This is a genomic window from Curtobacterium sp. MCPF17_003 (assembly GCF_003224385.1).
Lineage (GTDB): Bacteria > Actinomycetota > Actinomycetes > Actinomycetales > Microbacteriaceae > Curtobacterium > Curtobacterium flaccumfaciens.
Genome location: NZ_QKLC01000009.1, coordinates 86221 through 107757, shown reverse-complemented (window position 1 = coordinate 107757; position 21537 = coordinate 86221). Strand labels below are relative to the sequence as shown.

Annotated in this window: 19 protein-coding genes; 14 read left to right on the top strand and 5 right to left on the bottom strand. The window is 72.2% G+C overall.

The window, feature by feature from the left end; translation table 11 throughout:
* Window positions 1-57: 57 nt before the first annotated feature.
* The 6 genes from DEJ30_RS10840 (at window position 58) to DEJ30_RS10815 (ending at window position 5528) form a co-directional block, all read left to right on the top strand.
* A complete protein-coding gene (locus DEJ30_RS10840; protein ID WP_110861288.1) occupies window positions 58-1170 on the top strand; it encodes an adenosine deaminase in 1113 nt (370 codons plus the stop codon).
* Window positions 1171-1173: 3 nt separating this feature from the next.
* Window positions 1174-1620, top strand: coding sequence for a PTS sugar transporter subunit IIA (locus DEJ30_RS10835; protein WP_110861286.1), 447 nt, complete (start codon window positions 1174-1176; stop codon window positions 1618-1620).
* Window positions 1617-1895, top strand: coding sequence for a PTS sugar transporter subunit IIB (locus tag DEJ30_RS10830; RefSeq protein WP_027466460.1), 279 nt, complete (start codon window positions 1617-1619; stop codon window positions 1893-1895). The genes DEJ30_RS10835 and DEJ30_RS10830 overlap by 4 nt, the downstream gene beginning before the upstream one ends.
* A gap of 29 nt (window positions 1896-1924) precedes the next feature.
* Complete coding sequence (locus DEJ30_RS10825; RefSeq protein ID WP_110861284.1) at window positions 1925-2767, top strand: purine-nucleoside phosphorylase; 843 nt, start codon at window positions 1925-1927, stop codon at window positions 2765-2767.
* On the top strand, window positions 2764-4428 hold the full coding sequence (locus tag DEJ30_RS10820) for a phospho-sugar mutase (RefSeq protein WP_110861281.1): 1665 nt from the start codon (window positions 2764-2766) through the stop codon (window positions 4426-4428). The genes DEJ30_RS10825 and DEJ30_RS10820 overlap by 4 nt, the downstream gene beginning before the upstream one ends.
* 173 nt (window positions 4429-4601) lie before the next feature.
* Entirely contained in the window at window positions 4602-5528 is a 927-nt protein-coding gene (locus DEJ30_RS10815) for a hypothetical protein (RefSeq protein WP_110861279.1), read from the top strand.
* A gap of 88 nt (window positions 5529-5616) precedes the next feature.
* On the opposite strand, the gene DEJ30_RS10810 is transcribed toward DEJ30_RS10815, so the two are convergent.
* Window positions 5617-7401: a biotin carboxylase N-terminal domain-containing protein gene (locus DEJ30_RS10810; protein WP_110861277.1), complete on the bottom strand. Its 1785-nt coding sequence runs from the start codon at window positions 7399-7401 to the stop codon at window positions 5617-5619.
* 79 nt (window positions 7402-7480) lie between these two features.
* Entirely contained in the window at window positions 7481-8275 is a 795-nt protein-coding gene (locus DEJ30_RS10805; RefSeq protein WP_110861275.1) for a nucleoside triphosphate pyrophosphatase, read from the bottom strand.
* A gap of 14 nt (window positions 8276-8289) precedes the next feature.
* Between DEJ30_RS10805 and DEJ30_RS10800 the strand changes: the two genes are divergently transcribed.
* The 4 genes from DEJ30_RS10800 to DEJ30_RS10785 all read left to right on the top strand — a co-directional run bounded on the left by DEJ30_RS10800 (window position 8290) and on the right by DEJ30_RS10785 (window position 12750).
* A complete protein-coding gene (locus DEJ30_RS10800; RefSeq protein WP_110861273.1) occupies window positions 8290-9549 on the top strand; it encodes a class I SAM-dependent RNA methyltransferase in 1260 nt (419 codons plus the stop codon).
* 176 nt (window positions 9550-9725) lie between these two features.
* Entirely contained in the window at window positions 9726-10445 is a 720-nt protein-coding gene (locus DEJ30_RS10795; protein WP_110861271.1) for a response regulator transcription factor, read from the top strand.
* A gap of 5 nt (window positions 10446-10450) precedes the next feature.
* Window positions 10451-11704, top strand: a complete 1254-nt coding sequence (locus tag DEJ30_RS10790) for a sensor histidine kinase (RefSeq protein ID WP_110861269.1) — start codon at window positions 10451-10453, stop codon at window positions 11702-11704.
* The gene (locus tag DEJ30_RS10785; protein WP_110861267.1) at window positions 11701-12750 is read left to right on the top strand and encodes a hypothetical protein; all 1050 of its coding nucleotides are present in this window, start codon (window positions 11701-11703) and stop codon (window positions 12748-12750) included. The genes DEJ30_RS10790 and DEJ30_RS10785 overlap by 4 nt, the downstream gene beginning before the upstream one ends.
* A 657-nt stretch (window positions 12751-13407) precedes the next feature.
* Here DEJ30_RS10785 and DEJ30_RS10780 read toward each other — a convergent pair.
* Both DEJ30_RS10780 and DEJ30_RS10775 read right to left on the bottom strand, forming a co-directional pair.
* On the bottom strand, window positions 13408-13662 hold the full coding sequence (locus DEJ30_RS10780; RefSeq protein WP_051596908.1) for an acyl-CoA carboxylase subunit epsilon: 255 nt from the start codon (window positions 13660-13662) through the stop codon (window positions 13408-13410).
* Window positions 13662-15257, bottom strand: coding sequence for an acyl-CoA carboxylase subunit beta (locus DEJ30_RS10775; RefSeq protein ID WP_110861265.1), 1596 nt, complete (start codon window positions 15255-15257; stop codon window positions 13662-13664). Before DEJ30_RS10775 ends, DEJ30_RS10780 begins: the two co-directional genes overlap by 1 nt.
* 74 nt (window positions 15258-15331) lie before the next feature.
* Here DEJ30_RS10775 and DEJ30_RS10770 point away from each other — a divergent pair, with 74 nt between their 5' ends.
* The 4 genes from DEJ30_RS10770 to DEJ30_RS10755 all read left to right on the top strand — a co-directional run bounded on the left by DEJ30_RS10770 (window position 15332) and on the right by DEJ30_RS10755 (window position 20016).
* Complete coding sequence (locus tag DEJ30_RS10770; RefSeq protein WP_220032952.1) at window positions 15332-16132, top strand: biotin--[acetyl-CoA-carboxylase] ligase; 801 nt, start codon at window positions 15332-15334, stop codon at window positions 16130-16132.
* A 4-nt stretch (window positions 16133-16136) separates the two neighbouring features.
* A complete protein-coding gene (locus DEJ30_RS10765) occupies window positions 16137-16685 on the top strand; it encodes a PH domain-containing protein (protein ID WP_181420097.1) in 549 nt (182 codons plus the stop codon).
* A gap of 83 nt (window positions 16686-16768) precedes the next feature.
* Window positions 16769-18076, top strand: coding sequence for a UDP-glucose/GDP-mannose dehydrogenase family protein (locus DEJ30_RS10760; protein WP_110861261.1), 1308 nt, complete (start codon window positions 16769-16771; stop codon window positions 18074-18076).
* Between the two features lie 56 nt (window positions 18077-18132).
* Window positions 18133-20016, top strand: coding sequence for a hypothetical protein (locus DEJ30_RS10755; protein ID WP_110861259.1), 1884 nt, complete (start codon window positions 18133-18135; stop codon window positions 20014-20016).
* Here DEJ30_RS10755 and DEJ30_RS10750 read toward each other — a convergent pair.
* Window positions 19994-21532, bottom strand: a complete 1539-nt coding sequence (locus DEJ30_RS10750; protein WP_110861257.1) for a DUF2142 domain-containing protein — start codon at window positions 21530-21532, stop codon at window positions 19994-19996. The genes DEJ30_RS10755 and DEJ30_RS10750 overlap by 23 nt on opposite strands.
* Between the last annotated feature and the right edge of the window lie 5 nt (window positions 21533-21537).

Genomic DNA, 21537 nt, shown 5'->3' with positions numbered 1-21537 from the left:
CTGTGGGTTGTGCACAGGTGCCTGCGCGGCGGCGGTGACCACCGATAGCCTGGGGGCATGAGCGCCGACGCCCCGACCTACCGCCTGCCCGACGCCGGGGCGGTCATCAACGACCTGCCGAAGGTCTCGCTGCACGACCACCTCGACGGCGGTCTGCGTCCCGCGACCATCATCGAGCTCGCAGCCTCGGCGGGTGTGTCGCTCCCCACCACCGACCCGGCCGAGCTCGGGCAGTGGTTCGCCGACCAGTCGAACTCCGGCTCCCTGGTCGAGTACCTGAAGACGTTCGACGTCACCACGTCGGTGATGCAGACCGCACCGCAGCTCACCCGGATCGCCCGCGAGTTCGTCGAGGACCTGGTCGCCGACGGCGTCGTCTACGGCGAGGTCCGCTGGGCGCCGGAGCAGCACCTGCAGGGTGGGCTGACCCTCGACCAGACGGTGGAGGCCGTGCAGGCCGGCATCGAGGAAGCCGTCGACGCCGCCGGTGGGCGCATCCGCGTCGGCCAGCTCGTCACCGCGATGCGGCACGCCGACCGGTCGCTCGAGATCGCCGAGCTCGCCGTCCGCCACCGTGACGCCGGGGTCGTCGGCTTCGACATCGCCGGTGCCGAAGCCGGGTTCCCCGCCTCGAACCACCGCGCCGCCTTCGACTACCTGGCGTCCGAACTGTTCCCCGTCACCGTGCACGCGGGGGAGGCCGACGGGCTCGCCTCCATCAGGTCCGCCCTCGTCGACGGTCGGGCGCTCCGCCTCGGGCACGGCGTCCGCATCTTCGAGGACGTCGCCCTGTCCGACGCCGGGGACGGCTCGACGCTGGCCTCGCTGGGCGAGGTCGCCTCGTGGGTCCGTGACCGCGAGATCCCGCTCGAGGTCTCGCCGTCGTCCAACCTGCAGACCGGGGCGATCGCCGCGTGGGGCGACGACCTCGCCGACCACCCGTTCGACGTGCTCTACCAGCTCGGCTTCCGCGTCACGGTGAACACGGACAACCGCCTGATGAGCGGGACCTCGCTGTCGAAGGAACTCTCGTTGCTCGCGGGCACGTTCGGGTACGACCTCGACGACCTGGCCGCGTTCCAGATCAACGCCGCGCTCGGGTCGTTCCTGCCGCTCGAGGACCGCGAGGAGATCATCGCCACCATCACGGCCGGGTACCAGGAGGCCTGACGCATGGGACTGCCACCGCTGCCGGACACCGCCGTCCTCCTCGGTGTGGACGCGCCCGCGTGGCGTGACGCGATGCGCCTGGTCGGCGGTGCGCTCGTCGCCTCGGGCGCCACGACCGACGAGTACACCGACGCCATGATCGGCATGGTCGAGGAGCACGGGCCGTACATCGTCATCTCGCCGGGGCTCGCGTTCGCGCACGCCCGGCCGGGTGGTGCCGTCGTGCGGGACGGACTCGCGATCGTGACGCTCGCGTCGCCGGTGGCGTTCGGACACCCGCACAACGACCCCGTCCGTGTGGTGCTCGGGCTCGCGGTGGCCGAGGTCGGCACCCACCTGGAGTCGATCGGCGAGATCGCGAACCTGTTCAACGACGCCACCGTGACCGGGCGGATCGCGGCGGCGACCACGGCGGACGAGGTCCGCTCGATCATGGGGGTCTCCGCGTGAAGATCGTGACCATCTGCGGCGCCGGCATCGGGTCGAGCGGCATCCTGAAGGTGAACGCCGAGAAGGCGCTCGACGCCCTCGGGCTCTCGGCGTCCGTCGTCGCGGCGGACGTCGCCTCCGTGCGGGACGTCTCGGACGACGCCAACGTGATCCTGACGAGTCAGGAGTTCGTCGAGGCGATCGGCGACACCTACGCCGAGGTCATCGTCATCGCGAACCACTTCGACCAGGGCGAGATCACGGCGGCGGTGGACCGGGCGCTCGGCGAGCACTGAGCGCTCAGTCCGCCCTTTAGAGTTGGGGCATGAGCACCGAGAACCCGCTGAACGACCCCGCTGCCGACCCGTTCGAGGTCGCGCGGGACGCCGCAGCCGCCATCGCCGAACAGTCCGGCATCGAGCGGCACGACATCGCCCTGACCCTCGGCTCGGGCTGGGGCAAGGCCGCCGACATCATCGGTGAGACCGTGTCCGAGATACCGGCCGAGCAGGTCCCCGGGTTCAGCGCCTCGGCCGTCCCCGGACACTCCGGCACGATCCGGTCGATCCGCCTCGCCGACGGCCGCCACGCGCTCGTCATCGGTGCCCGCACCCACTACTACGAGGGCCACGGGGTCCGTCGGGTCGTGCACAGCGTCCGCACGGCGGCGGCGACCGGTGCCTCGATCATGGTGCTGACGAACGGTGCCGGCGGCATCAAGGAGCACTGGACCCCGGGCACCCCGGTGCTCATCAGCGACCACATCAACCTGACCGCGGACAGCCCGCTCGAGGGCGCGACGTTCATCGACCTCACCGACCTGTACTCGGCGCGGCTGCGCTCGGTCGCGAAGTCCGTCGACCCGTCCCTCGACGAGGGCGTCTACACGCAGTTCCGCGGCCCGCACTACGAGACCCCGGCCGAGGTCCAGATGGCGAAGACCATCGGCGGGCACATCGTCGGCATGTCCACCGCGCTCGAAGCCATCGCCGCCCGTCAGGCCGGCATGGAGGTCCTCGGGTTCTCGCTCATCACGAACCTCGCCGCGGGCATCCAGAAGACCCCGTTGTCGCACACCGAGGTGCTCGAGGCCGGCAAGCAGGCCGAGCCGGTGATCGCCGACCTGCTCGCACGCGTGGTCGCCGCAGTCGGGCAGCCGGCATCGTGAAGCTCGACCTCGACCAGGTGCTCGGCACCGCGCGGGCGTGGCTGGCGCAGGACCCCGACCCGGAGACCCGCGACGAGCTGGCCGCGGCGATCGACGCGGCGGTCGACGGTGACGGGTCCGCTGTCCGTGCGCTCGCCGAGCGGTTCGACGGTCGGCTGCAGTTCGGCACCGCCGGACTCCGCGCGGAGCTCGGCTGGGGCCCGCTGCGCATGAACCGGATCGTCGTGACCCAGGCTGCTGCGGGGCTCGCACGGTTCCTCATCGACACCGGTCGCTCGCGCAGCGTCGTGATCGGGTACGACGGGCGGGTGAACTCGGACGTCTTCGCACGCGATTCGGCCGAGGTCATGCGCGGCCTCGGGCTCGAGGTCACCCTGCTGCCCTCGGCCCTGCCGACACCGGTGCTGGCGTTCGCCGTCCGGCACCTCGACGTCGGTGCCGGCGTCATGGTCACCGCGAGCCACAACCCGCCGCGGGACAACGGGTACAAGGTCTACCTCGGTCAGGACGACGACGGCTCGCAGATCGTGCCGCCCGTCGACGGCGAGATCGCGGACGCCATCGACGCCGTCGCCGCCGGGTCGGTGACGGAGCTGCCGCGCGACACGGACTACACCGTGGCGTCGGCGGGCCTGCTCGATGCCTACGTGGCCGCCACGGCCGCGATCGTGCCCGCTCCGGCACTCGGTCTCGATGAGCAGCCGAAGGTCGTCTACACGGCGATGCACGGCGTCGGGTGGGAGACCGCTCGCGCGGTGTTCGCCGCCGCCGGGTTCGCCGAGCCGGCCGTCGTGCCGGAGCAGATCGAGCCGGACGGTGCGTTCCCGACGGTGTCGTTCCCGAACCCCGAGGAGCCGGGTGCGATGGACCTGGCGATCGCCCGCGGTCTCGCCGTGGGCGCCGACCTGGTGATCGCGAACGACCCCGACGCCGACCGGCTCGCACTCGCGATCCCGGACGGATCCGGTTCCTTCCGTCGGCTGTCGGGCAACGAGGTCGGCTGGCTGCTCGGGTGGCGGGCCGCCGCACGGGCGTCGGAGTCCGGCGCGACCGGCACCCTCGCCGCCTCGATCGTCTCGTCGCCGGCGTTGGCCCGGGTGGCTGCACGCCACGGGCTGGGGTACCGCGACACCCTGACCGGCTTCAAGTGGGTGTCGCGGGTGCCCGAGCTGCTGTTCGGGTACGAAGAGGCCCTGGGTTACCTGGTCGACCCGTCGGTCGTGCGCGACAAGGACGGCATCTCGGCTGCGCTGGAGCTGCTGTCCCTCGCCGACGAGCTCGCCGCGTCGGGCTCGACCATCGCCGACCACCTCGAGGCCTTCGCCGCCGAGTTCGGGGCGTTCGCCTCGGGGCAGGTCGCGACCCGCGTCGACGACCTGGCGCGCATCGGCGAGATCATGGCGTCGCTCCGGTCCACGCCGCCGACGGCGCTCGGTGGGCTCGACGTGCACACGGTGACGGACTACGCCGACGGGGTGGCGGGCTTCCCGCCCTCGGACATCCTGCGCTACGACCTGTCCGGCGACGCCCGGGTGATCGTCCGCCCGAGCGGGACCGAGCCCAAGGTGAAGGTCTACATCGACACCGTCGCGGACACCCCCGCCGAGGCCCAGCGCCTGGTCGACGCCCTCGCCGACTCGGTGCGCCCCCTGGTGTCGTAGGGCGTCGGTCCGCAAAACACCGGTGTTCGCGCTCTGAACACCCGCACAACGCGGTGCAGAGCGCGAACACCGGTGTTTTGCTGTTCCTCCACAGGGGGGTGGGGGAGCGAGGGCCGCCAACAAGGAGGGGACCGCCGTCGTGTGGGCCGTGCGGGAGCCGTGACGGTGGGGCCATGGCTCACATCACGGTGTTCGGCGCGGCTCCGGGCGATCCCGATCCGAGAGCGCACCGACGGCTCGCGGATGCCGCTCGCCGCGGGACCCTCATCCGCCTGACGGCCGGCCGGTACGTCGACCGAGACGCGTTCGAAGCAGCGAGTGCAGCGGAGCGCCATCGTGCACGGGTCGAAGCGGTCGCGCCGAACATCCACCCCGCCCTCGTGATCTCCCACGAGTCGGCTGTGGCGATGCTCGGACTCCCGTGGCTCGGGGAGTTCCCGGAGCACGTCGTCGCCACCGATCCGCGTCGAGCCACCGGTCAACGTCGCGCCCATCTCCAGAAGGTCGGAGGGGCGGGTCGCCCCATCGCTTGTGCGAGCGTCGGCGGACTGCCCGTCACGACTCTCGTGGTCACCGGGGTCGACGTCGCGCTCCGAGCGTCGTTCCGCACTGCGGTGGTCGTGTTGGACGCGGTGCTGGCCCGAGGAGTGGCGCAGGAAGCGCTGCTCGCCGAACTGCGCAGTCGGGAGCCTCGTCCGCGGTCGTCCACCCGCGCGCGACGCGCGATCGAGTTCGCAGACGCGGCTGCTGACTCACCGGGTGAGTCCGTGGCGCGGCTGTGTTGGGCGGAAGCGGGGTTCCCGGCGCCGGTGCTGCAGCAGGAGTTCCGCGATGCGGCCGGCCTGATCGGCCGGGTGGACTTCTGGTTCGAGGACGCCGGCGTCGTCGTGGAGTTCGACGGGCTGGTCAAGTACCGTGACCGAACGATGCGCGCTGGTCGATCCCCTGAGCGCGTCGTCATCGACGAGAAGCTCCGAGAGGACCGGCTCCGTGCGCACCGCCACGTCCGCAGGGTCGTCCGCGTGACGTGGCCGGACGTGGAGCCGGGTGGCAACGGCCCCGTGGCACTCGAGGCAGCCGGAGTGCATCGTGTTCGATGAAGCAAAACACCGGTGTTCACGAGTCGAACCGCGGTGTGCGCGTGTTCGACCGGCGAACACCGGTGTTTTGCGAGAAGGAGCGCCCGCGCTACGCGAGCTCGAGCAGCACGTGACCGGAGGAGACCGTCTGGCCGACCGGGGCGTTCAAGCCGGTGACGACGCCGTCCTTGTGGGCCTGCACGGGCTGCTCCATCTTCATGGCCTCGAGCACGACGAGCAGGTCGCCCTTCACCACGGTGTCACCCTCGGCGACCGCGAGCTTCACCACGGTGGCCTGCATCGGCGACGCCACCGACGACCCGGACTTCGCCAGGCCCCCGCGGACGGCCGACGAACGGCGCTTCGGGGGAGCGGAGGGGCCGGTGGGACGACGACCGGCGACACCGCCGACAGCACCGCCACCGACGATCGACGGCATGGTGACCTCGATGCGCTTGCCCTGCACCTCGACCACGACCGAGTCGCGCGCAGCCGGCGCCGGCAGCTCCTCGGGGGAGCCGCTCCACGCCGGGATCTCGTTGACGAAGTCGGTCTCGATCCACTGCGTGTAGACGCTGAACGGCTCGTCGTCGGCCGTCGCGAACGCCGGGTCCGACACCACGGCACGGTGGAAGGGGAGCACGGTCGGCAGGCCGGTGACCTCGAACTCGGCGAGTGCACGACGCGAACGCTCCAGCGCCTCGGCACGGGTGGCGCCGGTGACGATCAGCTTCGCGAGCATCGAGTCGAACGATCCGGACACGACGTCACCGGAGACGACGCCCGAGTCGACACGCACGCCGGGGCCGGACGGCGCGTTGAACGCGTGCACCGGGCCGGGCGCGGGGAAGAAGTTGCGACCCGGGTCCTCGCCGTTGATGCGGAACTCGAACGAGTGTCCCCGCGGCGTGGGGTCCGAGTAGTCGAGCACGCCGCCCTCGGCGATGCGGAACTGCTCGCGCACCAGGTCGATGCCGGTGACCTCTTCGGAGACGCAGTGCTCGACCTGCAGGCGGGTGTTCACCTCGAGGAACGACACGGTGCCGTCGGCGCCGATGAGGAACTCGCAGGTGCCGGCACCGACGTAGCCGACCTCGCGCAGGATCGCCTTCGACGACTCGTACAGCGCGGTCTGCTGCTCGGGCGTCAGGTAGGGCGCCGGAGCTTCCTCGACGAGCTTCTGGTGGCGTCGCTGCAGCGAGCAGTCGCGGGTGGAGACCACGACGACGTTGCCGTGCTCGTCAGCCAGGCACTGGGTCTCCACGTGGCGCGGCTTGTCCAGGTACTTCTCGACGAAGCACTCACCGCGACCGAACGCGGCGATCGCCTCACGCGTGGCGGACTCGAAGAGCTCCTCGACCGAGGCACGGTCGCGGACGACCTTCAGACCACGACCGCCACCGCCGAACGCCGCCTTGATCGCGACGGGCAAACCGACCTGGTCGACGAAGTCGAAGACCTCGGAGACGTCCTGCACGGGCTCGATGGTGCCGGGGGCGAGCGGTGCGCCCACCTTCTCGGCGACGTGGCGCGCGGAGACCTTGTCGCCGAGGCGCTCGATCGACGCAGGCGACGGGCCGATCCAGACGAGCCCGGCATCGATGACGGCGCGGGCGAAGTCGGCGTTCTCGGCGAGGAACCCGTAGCCCGGGTGCACGGCGTCCGCGCCGGAGCGGCGGGCGACCGAGATGATCTTGTCGATGACGAGGTACGTGTCGGCGCTCGTGGTGCCGTTCAGCGCGTAGGCCTCGTCGGCGAGGCGGGCGTGCAGGGCATCGCGGTCCTGGTCGGCGTAGACCGCGACCGATGCCTTGCCCGCGTCGCGGGCCGCGCGGATGATGCGGACGGCGATCTCGCCGCGGTTCGCGATGAGGACCTTGCTGATACGGGGCATGACACATCAGCGTATTCGTGCGGCGGGAGTGCGTTTTGACTGGCACCCACAAAGAACCACCCGGAACAGGTGCGGATGTCTACAGTGCCCACAGGTCGTGCCAGGCGATGCCGAAGCCCCGGAGGAGCATCGATCGCAGCACCGGCAGCGACATCCCGATCACGGCGGACGGTGCTCCGTCGATCCGCGTGATGTACGCCGCGGCCCGACCGTCGATGGTGAAGGCGCCGGCCACCTCGAGCGGCTCGCCCGTCGCGACGTACGCGTCGATCTCGTCGACGGACACGTCGTCGGCGAAGGTCAGCACCGCGCTGTCGACCGCGACCACGCGGTCGCCAGCGGCGGCCAGCGCCGATCCGCCGGGCGCGACGTCACCCAGCAGCGGGACGCCGGCGGTCGACGTGACCAGGGACCGGACGGGAGGCACGGTGCGGGCCGGTGCCGCGCCTCCAGGCCGTCCCGTGCCCGGGTCCGGAGCCGGGCGCCGGTCGTCGCGTCGTCGATCGATCACGCAGTGTCCGCTCCACAGCGTCCCGCCGCCGGCGGCGAGCATCTGCCGCCAGCGCTCCCGGGCGACCGCGGGGTCGTGCGGCTTGCCGTACAGCTGCCCGTCGACCTCGAAGGCCGAGTCCCCGCCGAACACGACCCCGTCGACCGGCGACCCGGCGACCGTGGAGTCGGCGACTGCGGACGCCTTCGCGACGGCGAGGAGCGAGACGAGCTCCGGCCCGGTCAGGGCACGGCCGAGCGATGCCGCGGCGGCGGCGCCGACGGTGTCCTCGTCGACCCCGGGGGACACGAGCACGGGTTCGACCCCGGACTGGGCGAGGAGTGCTCGGCGGGCGGGGGATGTACTCGCGAGGTACAGACGCATGGGACCATCTCACCATGGGTGAATCCGTCGGCACGCTGCTCGAACTCGACGTCACCGGGATCGCCCACGGCGGCATCTCGGTGGCACGGCACGAAGGACGGGTGGTCTTCGTCTCGGACGCGATCCCCGGGGAGCGCGTCGTCGCACGGGTGACCGAGGACCGCAAGAAGTCGTTCTGGCGCGCCGACACGGTCAGCGTCGTCACGCCGAGCGAGCACCGCGTCGACCACGTCTGGCCCGAGGCCGCGCTCGAGCGTGACCCCGAGACGCGCCCGGGTGGTGCCGAGTTCGGTCACATCGCCCTGGCGCACCAGCGCACGCTCAAGCACGACGTCCTCGTCGACTCGTTCGCGCGGTTCGCACGGATGGACCTCGCCGAGGTGCTCGGCCACGACGTCGTCGTCGAGGCCGCGCCCGGCGACGACGCGGCGAACGGCCTCGGCTGGCGCACCCGCGTCCGGCTGCACGTCGACGAGCAGGGCACCGCCGGCCCGTTCGCGGCACGCTCCCACTCCGTCGTCCCGGTGACCGGCCTGCCGCTCGCGACCGCCGTCGTGCAGCAGAGCGCCCCGCTCGGCCGTGGTGCGCTGCCGGGCTCGTCGGTCATCGACGTCCTCGCACCGAGTGGCTCCGAGGGAGCGCGGCTCGTCATCGACGACCAGAAGCCCACCGTGGTGACCGAGGTCGTGGGGGAGCGCACGTTCCAGGTCGACGACAACGGGTTCTGGCAGGTGCACCGCGCCGCGGCGACCGTGCTCACCGAGGCCGTGCAGGACCTGGTCGACCGCGACCGCCTCGACCCCGAGGGCACCCACCTGGACCTGTACGGCGGTGTCGGCCTGCTCGCCGCCGCGCTCGGCGACCTGGTCGGCCCGAAGGCGCGCATCACGAGTGTCGAGAGCGCCGCCCGTGCCACCGAGCACGCGCAGGAGAACCTGTCCGAGTGGCTCGGCGCCCGCGCCGAGACCGGCCGCGTGGACCGCTGGCTGGCGAACACGGTGGCGAACGCCTCGCGCGCCGAGAAGGACCGCTTCCGTGCCGGGACGATCGTGCTCGACCCGCCCCGCGCCGGTGCCGGTCGTGACGTCGTCGTGCAGATCGCCGCGCTCCAGCCGGAGCAGGTCGTCTACGTGGCGTGCGACCCGGTGGCGCTGGCCCGCGACGTCGCGACGTTCACCGACCTCGGCTACCGGCTCGAAGCACTGCGGGCCTTCGACCTGTTCCCGCACACCCACCACCTGGAAGCCGTCGCACGCCTGGTCCCCGCGCGCTGAGGTCCGGTGGTCGCGCGACCAAGGGTCCCCGCGTGTCGGGGTGTCCACCAATCGGCGGACCGGCCAGCGTGGCGCAGCCCAGAAGCCCCGCACCTGAGTCCGGGCTGGGTATCCTGGGTCGTTGATGGCACTCCGGTTTCAGGGGCCGGCGTCGCGCATCGGAACGAGAGGCCACTGTGGCAGCAGGAACGACACCCACCAGCACCGAGACGTCAGGGGCGGCCACCAGGCCGGTCCGGGTCGCGATCGTCGACGACCACGAGTCCGTCCGACTCGGGATCCAGGCGGCGTGCCAGAACGAGGGGTTCGAGGTGGTGCTCACCGCCGCCAGCGTCCCCGAGTACGTCCAGAACCTCGACGGGCGAGAGGTCGACGTCGTCGTCCTCGACCTGTCCCTCGGTGACGGCTCGACCGTGACCGAGAACGTCAAGGGCGTGCAGGGGACGGGATCGGCGGTGCTCGTGCACTCCATCGCGGACCGTGTCGCCAACGTGCGTGAGGCGCTCGCAGCAGGGGCTGCCGGCGTCATCCCGAAGTCCTCGGCCACCAAGACCGTGATGGCCGCGGTCGCCACCGTCGCACGCGGTGACGTGCTCAACAACCTCGAGTGGGCCAGCGCCATCGACGCCGACCGCGACTTCGCGAAGGCACAGCTCGGCCGCCGCGAGCGCGAGATCCTGCACCTCTACGCCTCGGGCCTCCCGCTCAAGCTCGCCGCCCAGCAGCTCGGCATCGGCTACTCGACGGCCCGTGAGTACCTCGACCGGATCCGTGTGAAGTACGTCGAGGTCGGTCGCCCGGCCCCGACGAAGGTCGACCTGCTGCGTCGAGCCGTCGAGGACGGGATCCTCCCCGGGCTCGACTCGGGCATCGACCCCGACGGCGACGGTCGCTGACACGGATGGCGACCGCGGCTGAGTCGGCGCGGACGGTCGTCGAACCGGCGCCGTTCGGCGCCGATCCGGCGCGCAGCGTCCGCGCCTCGATCACGCAGGCGTCGGTCGAGCGTGCGTTCGCGATCCTCCTCGCGATGGCGGCGATCGGCCTCGGCATCGTCGACGCGCCCGCGGTCCTGGAGCAGCTGCCGTACCTCGACCCGTTCTGGGGTCCGACGCTGATGCTCGCCCTCGCGGCGTCGTTCGTGTTCATCGGGGTCTCGGCCTTCGTGCAGCGGGTGGCGCAGCCGGCGCAGATCGTCTGCGCGCTGCTGTTCCTCGTCGTGCTCGTGACGTGGACGGCGACCGTGCAGGAGCCCATCCCCTCGTCGCAGCAGCCGTGGCCGTGGTGGTTCTGCACGGTCGGCTGCACCGCGGCGGCGATGGGCTTCGCCACGTGGCGTGCGACGGTCTACACCGCGCTCGTGCCGGCGGTGTACGTCGTCATCCGGCTCAGCCCGCTCGGCGGCGACGTCGGGGTCCTCGCCGTCCTGCTCGACGGCGTCTACACGGCGCTCCTCAGCGGCGCGGTGCTCGTCATCGCGGTGGTGCTGCGGCGTGCGGCCACGGCGGTCGACACGGCGCAGTCCACGGCGGTGCGGCGGTACTCGCTCGCCATCCGGGAACACGCGACCGAGGTCGAGCGGGTCCAGGTGGACGCCATCGTGCACGACAGCGTGCTCACGACGCTGCTCTCCGCCGCCCGCGCTGACACGCTCGAGGCCAAGACCCTCGCCGCGCGGATGGCCCGGAACGCGATCGACCACCTCGAGGCCGCGGCCACCGACGGTCCCGGTGACGTCGCGCCGGTCGCCCTCGGGGAACTCCGGGCGCGCATCCGCGAGGGGGTGGGTGCGTTGCCCGCCCCGGTCCGCCTCGTCCCGACGCCGACCGGGTCGGTCCGCCTGCCCGCGTCGGTCGCCGATGCGCTGGCCTCGGCAGCGCTGCAGGCCGCGGTGAACAGCGTGCAGCACGCCGGCGACGGCGACGTCACGCGCTGGGTCCGCATCGAGCAGCAGGGCCAGGGAGTGCTCGTCGAGGTCGGTGACGACGGCCGCGGGTTCGACGTCGCGGCCATCCCCGCCGAACGGCTCGGTGTCCGTCGCTCCATCGTGGAGCGGGTCGCGACCGTCGACGGACGCGCCGAGGTGCACACCGCACCGGGCGAGGGCACCCGCATCGTGCTGACGTGGTCGCCGGCTGACAGGACGACCGCATGAAGGTCTCCCTGCCGGCGAGCATCGCCCTCGGCCTGGCGTCGCTGTTCTCCGTCTACCACCTGGTCCTCGCCGCGGCCACGCTCCCGCGCGTCGACCAGGTCGCCCCGATCATCGCCTGCATGGTCCTGTACGCCGCGGCCACCGGCCTCGCGCTGTTCGTCCCCGGCAGGGTCCTGCCGGTCTGGACCGCCTGCTTCTCGCTCGCCACCGCGATCGTGATGCCGGTGATCGCCGCCCCCGTCCTCGTCGAGGGACGCGGTCCGGGCTCCGCCACGTGGTGGATCGCGGCCATCGGCACGCTCATGGTGGTGCTCGTCGTGCGGGGCCGCGGACCCTTCGCATGGGCTGGCGTGCTGTTCCTGACCGTGTACACCGTCGCCTGGGCCGGTCTCGGCTCGCTCGGTGGGCTCGGCGTGGTCGGCAGCGTCGCCTGGGTCGCGATCGCCACGGTCTTCGCCGCCGCGATGAGCCGCGCCACCCGGAACACCCGTGAGCTCGTCGTCGCCGAGCAGGAGACCGCCGACTGGCAGGCCGCGCAGGACGCCCACGTGTTCGAGCGGCAGTTCCGGCTGAGCCAGACCACCCGGATGGCCCTGCCGATGCTGCAGCGCATCATCGACTCCTGCGGCGACCTCGACGACGCCGACCGTGCCGAGTGCCTGCACCTCGAGCAGGCCATCCGCGACGAGATCCGCGGCCGCTCCCTGTTGTCCGACGACGTCCGCGACGAGGTGATGCGCCTGCGTCGCCGCGGCGCGACCGTCCAGCTGCACGACGACGGCGGGCTCGACGACCTGGACGCCCCGGACATCCGCCGCATCCACGCCCGCGTCGCCGAGGCGCTCCGGCAGGCCCGTGACGCCGACAACGTCATCGTCCGGACGGTCGGCGAGGGATCCGACTCCGCGGTGACCGTCGTCGGACTCCGCCTCGACGGCGCGGCCAGTGAGTCCGCGGCGCTCGGAGCGGGGCTGGACGACGACGACGGTGACGAGGACGACTCCGTCGCACTCTGGCTGGAGATCCCGCGGCACGAGCCGGCGTAGCGCGCGGCACGCGGCGGCACGCGGCGGCACGCGCGGCGGCACGCGCGCGCGTGTCCCGACGATGCACCACGTGATCGACAGGTGGATCGTCGCGAACGTGGTGCGGACCGCGTTGCGGACGAACGTGGTGCGCCGAGCGTGCGGGCGGCGGGGGACGCGATCGGGGGACAGCCGGGAGGCCCGTGGCGGCCCCGCCACGGGCCTCCCGGCCGTCAGGTGGTCGCGCCGGGCCGGCGCGGGCACGGACACGACCATGTCGTTGTCGTCCGACGGCGACGGTGTCGTTCCGCATCGGCCCCGGCAGCCGCTCGGACACCCGCCCGCAGCCGCAACACGCCCCGGAAACGGGGAACGGGCCGGTCGGATACCGACCGGCCCGTTCACGACCCGAGGCTGAGCGACAACCCGAATGTCGCCCTGCCTCGCAGCGGGCGGTGGCTTCGTACCCTAGTCGGCCACCGTCCTGCGATGTCTTTCGTTGAAGGACACCGAACACCAACTACTATGCCCACGCACGAGCTGCATGTCAGTCGTCATTATGGGGGACAATTCCGGCAGTTCCGGTCCGTATCCGCTGATCGTGTCCCCCGAGTGAGGGGATACCGACCGGGAAGTGCGCCCTGCAACTGTTCCGGTCGCGTGCGCGCCAGGGGTACATCAGCGGAGCGATCGGCCCCAGGCGCCCGGTCCGTGGTCGAGCGGGCGGCGCAGTCCGCGGGCGGCGGCGTCCCACCCGGTGCGGGGCTCGACGACCACGGCTGCGCGCCCGGCGGCAGCGGCCTCGTCGGCCTGGCGCTGCAGGACGGCCACGACGGCGGCGAGCTCCTCGGGTGTGGGGTCGCCGGAGACCACCCGGACGTCCGCCACCGAGGCGGGCTCGTCCGAGGGCACGGCTGCTGCGTGGCGCCCCATCAGAGGGGGATGTTCCCGTGCTTCTTCGGCGGCAGCGTGGCGCGCTTGCCCCGCAGCGACCGGAGGGCCTTGATGACCGACACGCGGGTGGCGTGCGGCTGGATGATGCCGTCGAGCTCACCGCGCTCTGCTGCCAGGTAGGGCGACGCGACGTTGTACGTGTACTCGTTCGCGAGCTTCGTGCGGACCGCGGCGACGTCCTCGCCGGACTCCTCGGCGCGCTTGATCTCGGCGCGGTACAGGATGTTGACGGCGCCCTGACCGCCCATGACGGCGATCTCGGCGGTCGGCCACGCCAGGTTGATGTCGGCACCGAGCTGCTTGGAGCCCATCACGATGTACGCGCCGCCGTAGGCCTTGCGGGTGATGACGGTGACGAGCGGGACGGTGGCCTCGGCGTAGGCGTACAGCAGCTTCGCGCCGCGGCGGATGACGCCGGTCCACTCCTGGTCGGTGCCGGGCAGGTAACCGGGCACGTCCACCAGGGTCAGGATCGGGATGCCGAACGCGTCGCAGAACCGCACGAAGCGGGCGGCCTTCTCGCCGGCGTCGATGTTCAGCGTGCCGGCCATCGCCTGCGGCTGGTTCGCGATGATGCCGACCGTGCGGCCCTCGACCCGGCCGAAGCCGATCAGGATGTTCGGGGCGAAGAGCGGCTGCACCTCGAGGAACTCACCGTCGTCGACGATGTGCTCGATGATCGTGGTGACGTCGTACGGCTGGTTCGTCGAGTCCGGGATCACGAGGTCGAGCTCGTGGTCGGCGTCGGTGGTCTCGAGCTCCGGGGCGACGTCGTAGGCCGGCGGGTCGGACAGGTTGTTGTCCGGCAGGAACCCGATGAGCGAGCGCGCGTAGTCGAGCGCGTCGGTCTCGTCCTCGGCCAGGTAGTGGGCCACGCCGGAGACCGCGTTGTGCGTCTGGGCGCCGCCGAGCTCCTCGAAGCCGACGTCCTCGCCCGTGACGGTCTTGATGACGTCCGGACCGGTGACGAACATGTGGCTGGTCTTGTCGACCATGATGACGAAGTCGGTGAGGGCGGGGGAGTACACCGCGCCGCCGGCCGCCGGGCCCATCACGATGGAGAGCTGCGGGATGACGCCGGAGGCCTGGGTGTTCAGGCGGAAGATCTCGCCGTACTTGCCGAGCGCGACCACGCCTTCCTGGATGCGGGCGCCGCCGGAGTCGAGGATGCCGATGATCGGCACGCCCGTCTTCAGCGCGTGCTGCATGACCTTGATGATCTTCTCGCCGGCGACCTCGCCGAGCGACCCGCCGAAGACCGTGAAGTCCTGCGCGTAGACCGCGACGTTGCGGCCGTGGATCGTGCCGACGCCGGTGACGACCGCGTCACCGTAGGGGCGCTTGGCGTCCATGCCGAACGAGGTGGTGCGGTGGCGCACGAACTCGTCGAGCTCCACGAAGGAGTTCTCGTCGAGCAGCTGCTCGATGCGTTCGCGCGCGGTGCCCTTGCCCTTCGCGTGCTGCTTGGCGATGGCGGATTCGCCCGCGGCGGTCACGGCCTCGTGGTACCGGTCGCGGAGGTCGGCCAGCCGGCCGGCCGTCGTCGACAGATCGGGGGTGTCTCCTGAAGTCACCCGCTCACCCTACCGGCGGGTGGGACGCTGCCGGTTGGAGGACCCCCACGGTTCCTGCCCGTACATTTGCGTGCATGTCCACATCCCCGTCGCCGTCGTTCCCCGCCACCAGCGAGGCTGTCCGGTCGGCGGGTGCGACGATGACCACCCCCGCGGAGACCGGGTCCACGAACGCGGACCTGCTCGCCGGCGCCCCGGAGCAGCAGCACGGCAGCGTCCTCGCGACCCTGCACCAGACCGCGGGGCGGGGTCGGCTCGACCGCACCTGGGCCGCTCCGGCCGGTGAGACGCTCGCCGCGAGCGTGCTCGTCCGTGCGGACCTGGACGACCACGACCGCGGCTGGCTGCCGCTGGTCGCCGGCGCGGCGATGCGCGACGCGATCGCGTCGGTGCTCCCCGCCGGCGCGGACGTCGTCGTCAAGTGGCCGAACGACGTGCAGGTCGCCGGGGACAAGGTGTGCGGGATCCTCTGCCAGGTCGCCGCCGACGGCAGCGTCGTGGTCGGGGCCGGCGTGAACCTGACGATCCCGGCGGATCGGCTGCCCACCCCGACGTCCACCTCGCTCCTGCTCGCCGGCGCGGTCGACGACGCACCCGCCCTGGCCGACGCGGTCCTGTCCGCCTTCCTGCGGTCCGTCCTGGAGGCGGTGGCCGGCCTGGTCACGGGTGGTCCCGCCGCCGAGACGGTCCGGTCCCACGTCCGTGCGGCGTGCGGCACGATCGGTCGCCGCATCCGCCTCGAGCTGCCGGACGGGACGGTCGAGGAGGCCGACGCGACCGGCATCGACGACGCCGGTCGCATCACGATCCGGGACCAGGCGGGCGTCACCAGGGGCGTCGCGGTGGGAGACGTCACCCACCTGCGGTATGCATGACGGCATGACCGCCGAGCCTCCGCCCGAACGTGTCGTCGCGCGCCTGCGACCGCACGCTCGTCGGCTGGTGCGCCCGGCGGTGTTCGTCGTGCTCGTCACCGCGGCCGGGGGGTTCGGCTTCGGCGTGTTCCAGGCGCAGTTGGCGTGGCTGAACGCCGTCGTCGCGCTCGTCGTCGTGGTGCTCGTCGTGTTCGGCGGTGCCGTCCCGCTGTTCCGCTGGATGTCGGAGCGGTACGTCGTCACCACCCGTCGCCTGGTCGTGGTCAACGGACTCGGCACCCGGACCCGACGGGAGCTCCTGCACTCCCGCGGCTACGACGTCACCGTGCGGCGCCGCGGGCTGCAGGGGCTGTTCCGCTCCGGCGACGTGCTCGTGTTCCCCGGGGACGACCCGGCGGTGGTCCTCGCCGACGTGCCGCACGCCGACCTCGTCGTCGCCGTCCTGCACGACCTGGTGGAGGCGTACGAGGCCAGGCGACGGCACCGTGAGCCGGACTGGGACGAGATCGTCGGCGGTCCGGAACGTCCGCCGTGGGGTGACGTGCGGGCCTGACCCCGGCCGCCGCGAGCGTCGCCGTGGGCGTCGCAGCGGGCGCCGTGATGAGAGTTCGGCGAGAAACCGGTACCGTCTTCGACGTGCGTATCTCTGTGATCGGCTGCGGCTACCTCGGTGCCGTGCACGCCGCCTCCATGGCCAAACTCGGACACGAGGTCGTCGCCGTGGACGTCGACCCCACCAAGATCCAGCGGCTCGCCGCGGGCGAGGCCCCCTTCTTCGAGCCGGGCCTGCCCGAGATCCTGACCGAGGCCCTCGAGTCCGGTCGGATCCGCTTCACCACCGACATGGCCGAGGTCGCCGGCGCCCGCGTGCACTTCCTCGCCGTCGGCACCCCGCAGGGTCCGACCGGTGCCGCAGACCTGACCTACGTGGACGCCGCCGTCGCCGCGCTCACCCCGCACCTGTCCGCCGGCGAGTTCGTCGTCGGCAAGTCGACCGTGCCCGTCGGCACCGCCGCACGCCTGGCCGCCGAGGTCAGCGAGGCCGTCCCCGGTGCCACCCTCGTCTGGAACCCCGAGTTCCTGCGTGAGGGCTTCGCCGTGCAGGACACCATCGCGCCGGACCGCTTCGTCTACGGCGTGCCCGACGGCGAGGCCGGTGAACAGGCCGTCGCCGCTCTCGACGAGGTCTACGCCGAGGCACTGTCCACCGGCACGCCCCGACTCGTCGTCAACCTGCCCACCGCCGAGCTCGTGAAGATCAGCGCCAACGCCTTCCTCGCCACGAAGATCTCGTTCATCAACTCGATGGCCGAGATCGCCGAGGTCGCCGGTGCCGACGTCACGGCGCTCGCCGACGCGATCGGCCACGACGCCCGCATCGGCCGGAAGTTCCTGAACGCCGGCCTCGGCTTCGGTGGCGGCTGCCTGCCCAAGGACATCCGTGCGTTCCAGGCGCGGGCGAACGAGCTGGGCGTCGGGGAGTCCCTGGCGTTCCTGGCCGACGTCGACGCCACGAACCTGCGCCGTCGCGCCCACGTCGTCGAGCTGGCGCAGGAGCTGCTCGGCGGGGTCGTCAGCGGCAAGCGCGTCGCGGTGCTCGGCCTGGCCTTCAAGCCGAACTCCGACGACGTCCGCGACTCGCCGGCCCTCGACATCGCGGCCCGCCTGCACGAACTCGGCGCCGTCGTCTCGGCGTACGACCCCGAGGCCGTCGTCACCGCGCGCCGCGTGCGACCCGAGCTCGACTACGTCGAGAGCGCTGCCGAGGCGCTGGGGGGAGCGGAGCTGGTGCTCGTGCTCACCGAGTGGACCGAGTTCCGCGAGCTCGACGCGACCGCCGCTGCCGCGCTCGTGGCGTCGCCCGTCGTCATCGACGGCCGCAACTGCCTCGATCGCGACGCCTGGACCGCGGCGGGCTTCACGTACCGCGGCATGGGGCGCTGAGCATCATCCCGGGGGGCGGCAGCACGGGCATCGCGGACACAGACACGGGGACGACCGTGCCGCCACGTGCTGTCGCGCACGCGGCCGGGCCACGGACGCGGGAGCGGGAGCGTCACCGTCGTCGGTTCGGCGCGTTCCACGAGGGGCGGCACCCGTCGCGTTCCTCGATCCTGGCCAACGCTGCGCTGCTGCTCGTCGCCGCGGTCCTGGTCGGCGTCGTGGCGTACCGCACGCGGCTCGAGGTGACCAACATCGACGGCATCTCGTACATGTCGATCGCCGAGCAGTACGCCGGCGGGCACTGGGCCGAGGCGGTCAACGGCTACTGGTCCCCGATGGTCTCCTGGCTGATGGCACCGTTCCTGGTCATGGGGTCCGGACCGAGCACGGCGTTCGCGATCGTGAACCTGGCGGCGAGCACCGCCGTGATGGGCATCGGCGCGTGGCTGCTGCTGCGGACGACCGGCAACGGCTGGACCGCCGCGTGGTCGATCGTGGCGACCGCCCCGCTGATGCTGGCGAACGTCGCCCTGCAGACGCCGGACACCCTCGTGCTGCTGTGGGGCCTGCTCTTCGTGTGGTCGTTGCTCGCGGCGGACCGCGCCTGGCACGGCTCGGTCCGGCGCATCGTCGTGGCCGCGGCGGTCGTCGGACTGGTGTGCGCCATCGGGTACTGCACGAAGGCGTTCCTGGTCCCCGTGTTCCTCGTGGTGGTGCCGTCGTGGGCGCTCGTCCGGTGGTTCCAGGACCCGCGGGACGCACGAGAACCGCGGTCGCTGCTGCTGCCGGTGGTCGCGCTCCTGACGGCGGTGTTGTTCTCCGCGCCCTGGGTGGGGGCGCTGTCGGCGAAGTTCGGTGGCATCGAGCTCGGATCGTCACTGACGGTCAACGTCTCGAAGAAGTTCTCCGACACGTCCGGCAAGGACTACCAGGCGGTCCGCATCCCCTCGCCGCCGAACGGGCTGGCGGTGTCGCCGAACGAGGACCGCACCCCGTCGCTGTACGAGGCCGGCGTGTACACCGCCGAGCGCGAGCTGCCGGTCCGGCTGCCTGCGGGCACACCGGTCGCGGCCGAGCCCGACGAGAGCAGCACGACGACGCTCGTCGGCAAGGTCCGGTACTACGTCGAGCAGCGCCTCGAAGCGCTGCCCTTCTACTTCACCCGCATCGGCTCGTTCGCGCCCTTCACCCTGGCCATCGGGGTGGTGTTCGTCGGTGCGGCCGTCGCCGGGGTGGTGCACTACCGGCGGTTCGTCTTCGCGAGCATCGTCGGGCTGTTCTCCGGCGTGTACCTGCTCGGGTACGCGGGCATCGCGACGGTGGACACGGCGGGCGGCAACGCGCGGTACTACCTGCCGCTCTTCACGGGTTCGGTGCTCGTCGCCGGCGCCCTGCTGCCCACGTTCTGGCGCGCGGTGCGGCGCGGCCGACGCATCCGGAAGGTCGTCGCCGTCCTCGGCTGCGTGCTGGTCGTGGTCGCTTCGTACAGTCAGAACGTGAACGGAGTCCGCGCCCCGTTCTCGACGTACGACGTCCGCCCGTCGGGCATCCCGGCCGGACAGGTCCTCGGCGAGGTCATCGACCCCGACGAGCCGCTGGTCGACGCGCTCCTGGCGTCCGACGTCATCCCCGCCGGCAGCAGGATCCTCGGCACGAACACCCGCAACACGGTGCTCGTGGCGTTCCGGCTCGGTGCGCAGATGTACGGCGAGGACGGGCAGGCGTACGACTACCAGGACCCGGCCTTCGTCGGCCTGCTCAGCGAAGCGGGCGTGCAGTACTTCCTGAACTACACGAACCCGCGCGACCCGCAGGTCCGCGACTACTCCGCCATCGGAGCGGTGGTCGGCTCGTTCCCGGTGTACCAGGTCTGCTCGGACGCCAAGGGCGCCCCGCAGCAGTCCTGCTCCGTGGACGTCATCCGGGTCGCCGAGCGCTGACGCCGACGGGCCACGGCCGCCACACCCCGGCCACGCCGACCGTGATCCCGGCTGCGACGAGGACCGCGACCAGGAGCACCACGGCGAACGGCACCGGACCGGTGGCCGCGTACCGCCCGACGCTCGTCGCCGACAGGGGGCCGTCGGCGGCGTTCCAGAACCAGGCGCTGACGACGGCGAGCCCCCAGAGCCCCACCGCCGGCAGCGCGACGGCGAGCGACCGGGTGAGCACGGTCCGTCCGGCGCCCGGCCCCGTGAGCCGCCGCCACGCGAGGGCACTGAGCGCGACGAGGCACACGAGTGCGGGGAACAGGTAGCGGCCCTGGGTGCCGGCCACCTCGGTGGTGTCCAGGTACGCCCGGGCGCTGCTCGCCGTCTGCAGCAGCAGCAGGAGTCCGGGGAACACCGCGAGACACACCGCCGGCACCAGGGTGGGTCCGCGCCGGAACGCCCAGCCGACGAGCACGACGAGGGCGACGGCGGTCAGGACGGCGGTCAGGGTGTCACCGATGCTCACCTGCGCCCGCTGACCGGGGGACCCCCAGAACGTCCGCGCGAGCGTTCCCCAGCTGACGTCGAGGAAGTGCCCGGGTGACGGTTGCTCACCCGCTGGGAACGGACGGTCCGGCCGGATCGCGGCGTAGCCGTCGGGTTGCAGCGTGTGGAACACGAGGAGGTTGCGCACCCACCACCACGCGCCGATCGCCCCCGCCACGACGAGTGCGGCACCCGTCCGGAAGGAGCGTGCACCACGGGTCAGCGTGCCCGCGCCCGCGAGGAGCACCACGAGCGCCACGAAGGGGATCGCTGGCAGTCCCGTGCCCTTCGTCGCGACGAGGAGTCCGAGCGCCACGGCGAGGGCGAGCAGGGTCCGGCGGCGGAGGTCGCCCGTGAGCAGCCGGGTTGCGAGCCACACCACCGTGCCGCCGAGCAGGAGCACCGGGGCGTCGTTCGTCACCGACGCGCCGACGGACGCCAGCTGCGGCACGGCGAACAGGGCGAGCGCGCCGAACAGTGCCGCGCGCGGCGAGCGGGTCACACGGCGGACCGCTGCCCACGTCAGCAGCGCGAGCGGGGACACGAGGGCGGCGTCGAAGAGCCGGAGGGCGACGAGCGCGTGGTCCCAGCGCAACGAGCCGTGGTGCAGGACCCGGAGCACGGCGGCGTCCGCCAGGTACGCCGTCGGTGGGTGCTGGGTCATCTGGTTCACCGTCGGGGAGTCGCCGGGGTGCTCCTGCAGCAACGCGCTGACGGTCGACCAGGACGATGCATCGGCGGAGGCCTGCTCCTGCTGCGCGGCCGCGACGGCGTTCGACACGTGCAGGGTGCCCGGGTCGGGCCAGCCGGAGCCGGTCGCGACGTGCAGGGCGGCGTCGAAGTGGGCCGGTTCGTCCGGTGCTTGGAACACCGGCACGACGAGCGCCCAGAGGACGAGCCAGAGACCGAACGCGGCGGTCAGCGCCGCGGTCCGCAGGGCCTCCGCCCGGGTGACGATGGGGTGCGGTGCCTGTTGCATCGCTT

Coding starts and splice junctions, on each gene's coding strand:
- DEJ30_RS10840 (WP_110861288.1), top strand. CDS start 58: ATGAGCGCCGACGCCCCGACCTACCGCCTGCCCGACGCCGGGGCGGTC.
- DEJ30_RS10835 (WP_110861286.1), top strand. CDS start 1,174: ATGGGACTGCCACCGCTGCCGGACACCGCCGTCCTCCTCGGTGTGGAC.
- DEJ30_RS10825 (WP_110861284.1), top strand. CDS start 1,925: ATGAGCACCGAGAACCCGCTGAACGACCCCGCTGCCGACCCGTTCGAG.
- DEJ30_RS10815 (WP_110861279.1), top strand. CDS start 4,602: ATGGCTCACATCACGGTGTTCGGCGCGGCTCCGGGCGATCCCGATCCG.
- DEJ30_RS10810 (WP_110861277.1), bottom strand. CDS start 7,401: ATGCCCCGTATCAGCAAGGTCCTCATCGCGAACCGCGGCGAGATCGCC.
- DEJ30_RS10805 (WP_110861275.1), bottom strand. CDS start 8,275: ATGCGTCTGTACCTCGCGAGTACATCCCCCGCCCGCCGAGCACTCCTC.
- DEJ30_RS10800 (WP_110861273.1), top strand. CDS start 8,290: ATGGGTGAATCCGTCGGCACGCTGCTCGAACTCGACGTCACCGGGATC.
- DEJ30_RS10790 (WP_110861269.1), top strand. CDS start 10,451: ATGGCGACCGCGGCTGAGTCGGCGCGGACGGTCGTCGAACCGGCGCCG.
- DEJ30_RS10785 (WP_110861267.1), top strand. CDS start 11,701: ATGAAGGTCTCCCTGCCGGCGAGCATCGCCCTCGGCCTGGCGTCGCTG.
- DEJ30_RS10780 (WP_051596908.1), bottom strand. CDS start 13,662: ATGGGGCGCCACGCAGCAGCCGTGCCCTCGGACGAGCCCGCCTCGGTG.
- DEJ30_RS10770 (WP_220032952.1), top strand. CDS start 15,332: ATGTCCACATCCCCGTCGCCGTCGTTCCCCGCCACCAGCGAGGCTGTC.
- DEJ30_RS10765 (WP_181420097.1), top strand. CDS start 16,137: ATGACCGCCGAGCCTCCGCCCGAACGTGTCGTCGCGCGCCTGCGACCG.
- DEJ30_RS10750 (WP_110861257.1), bottom strand. CDS start 21,532: ATGCAACAGGCACCGCACCCCATCGTCACCCGGGCGGAGGCCCTGCGG.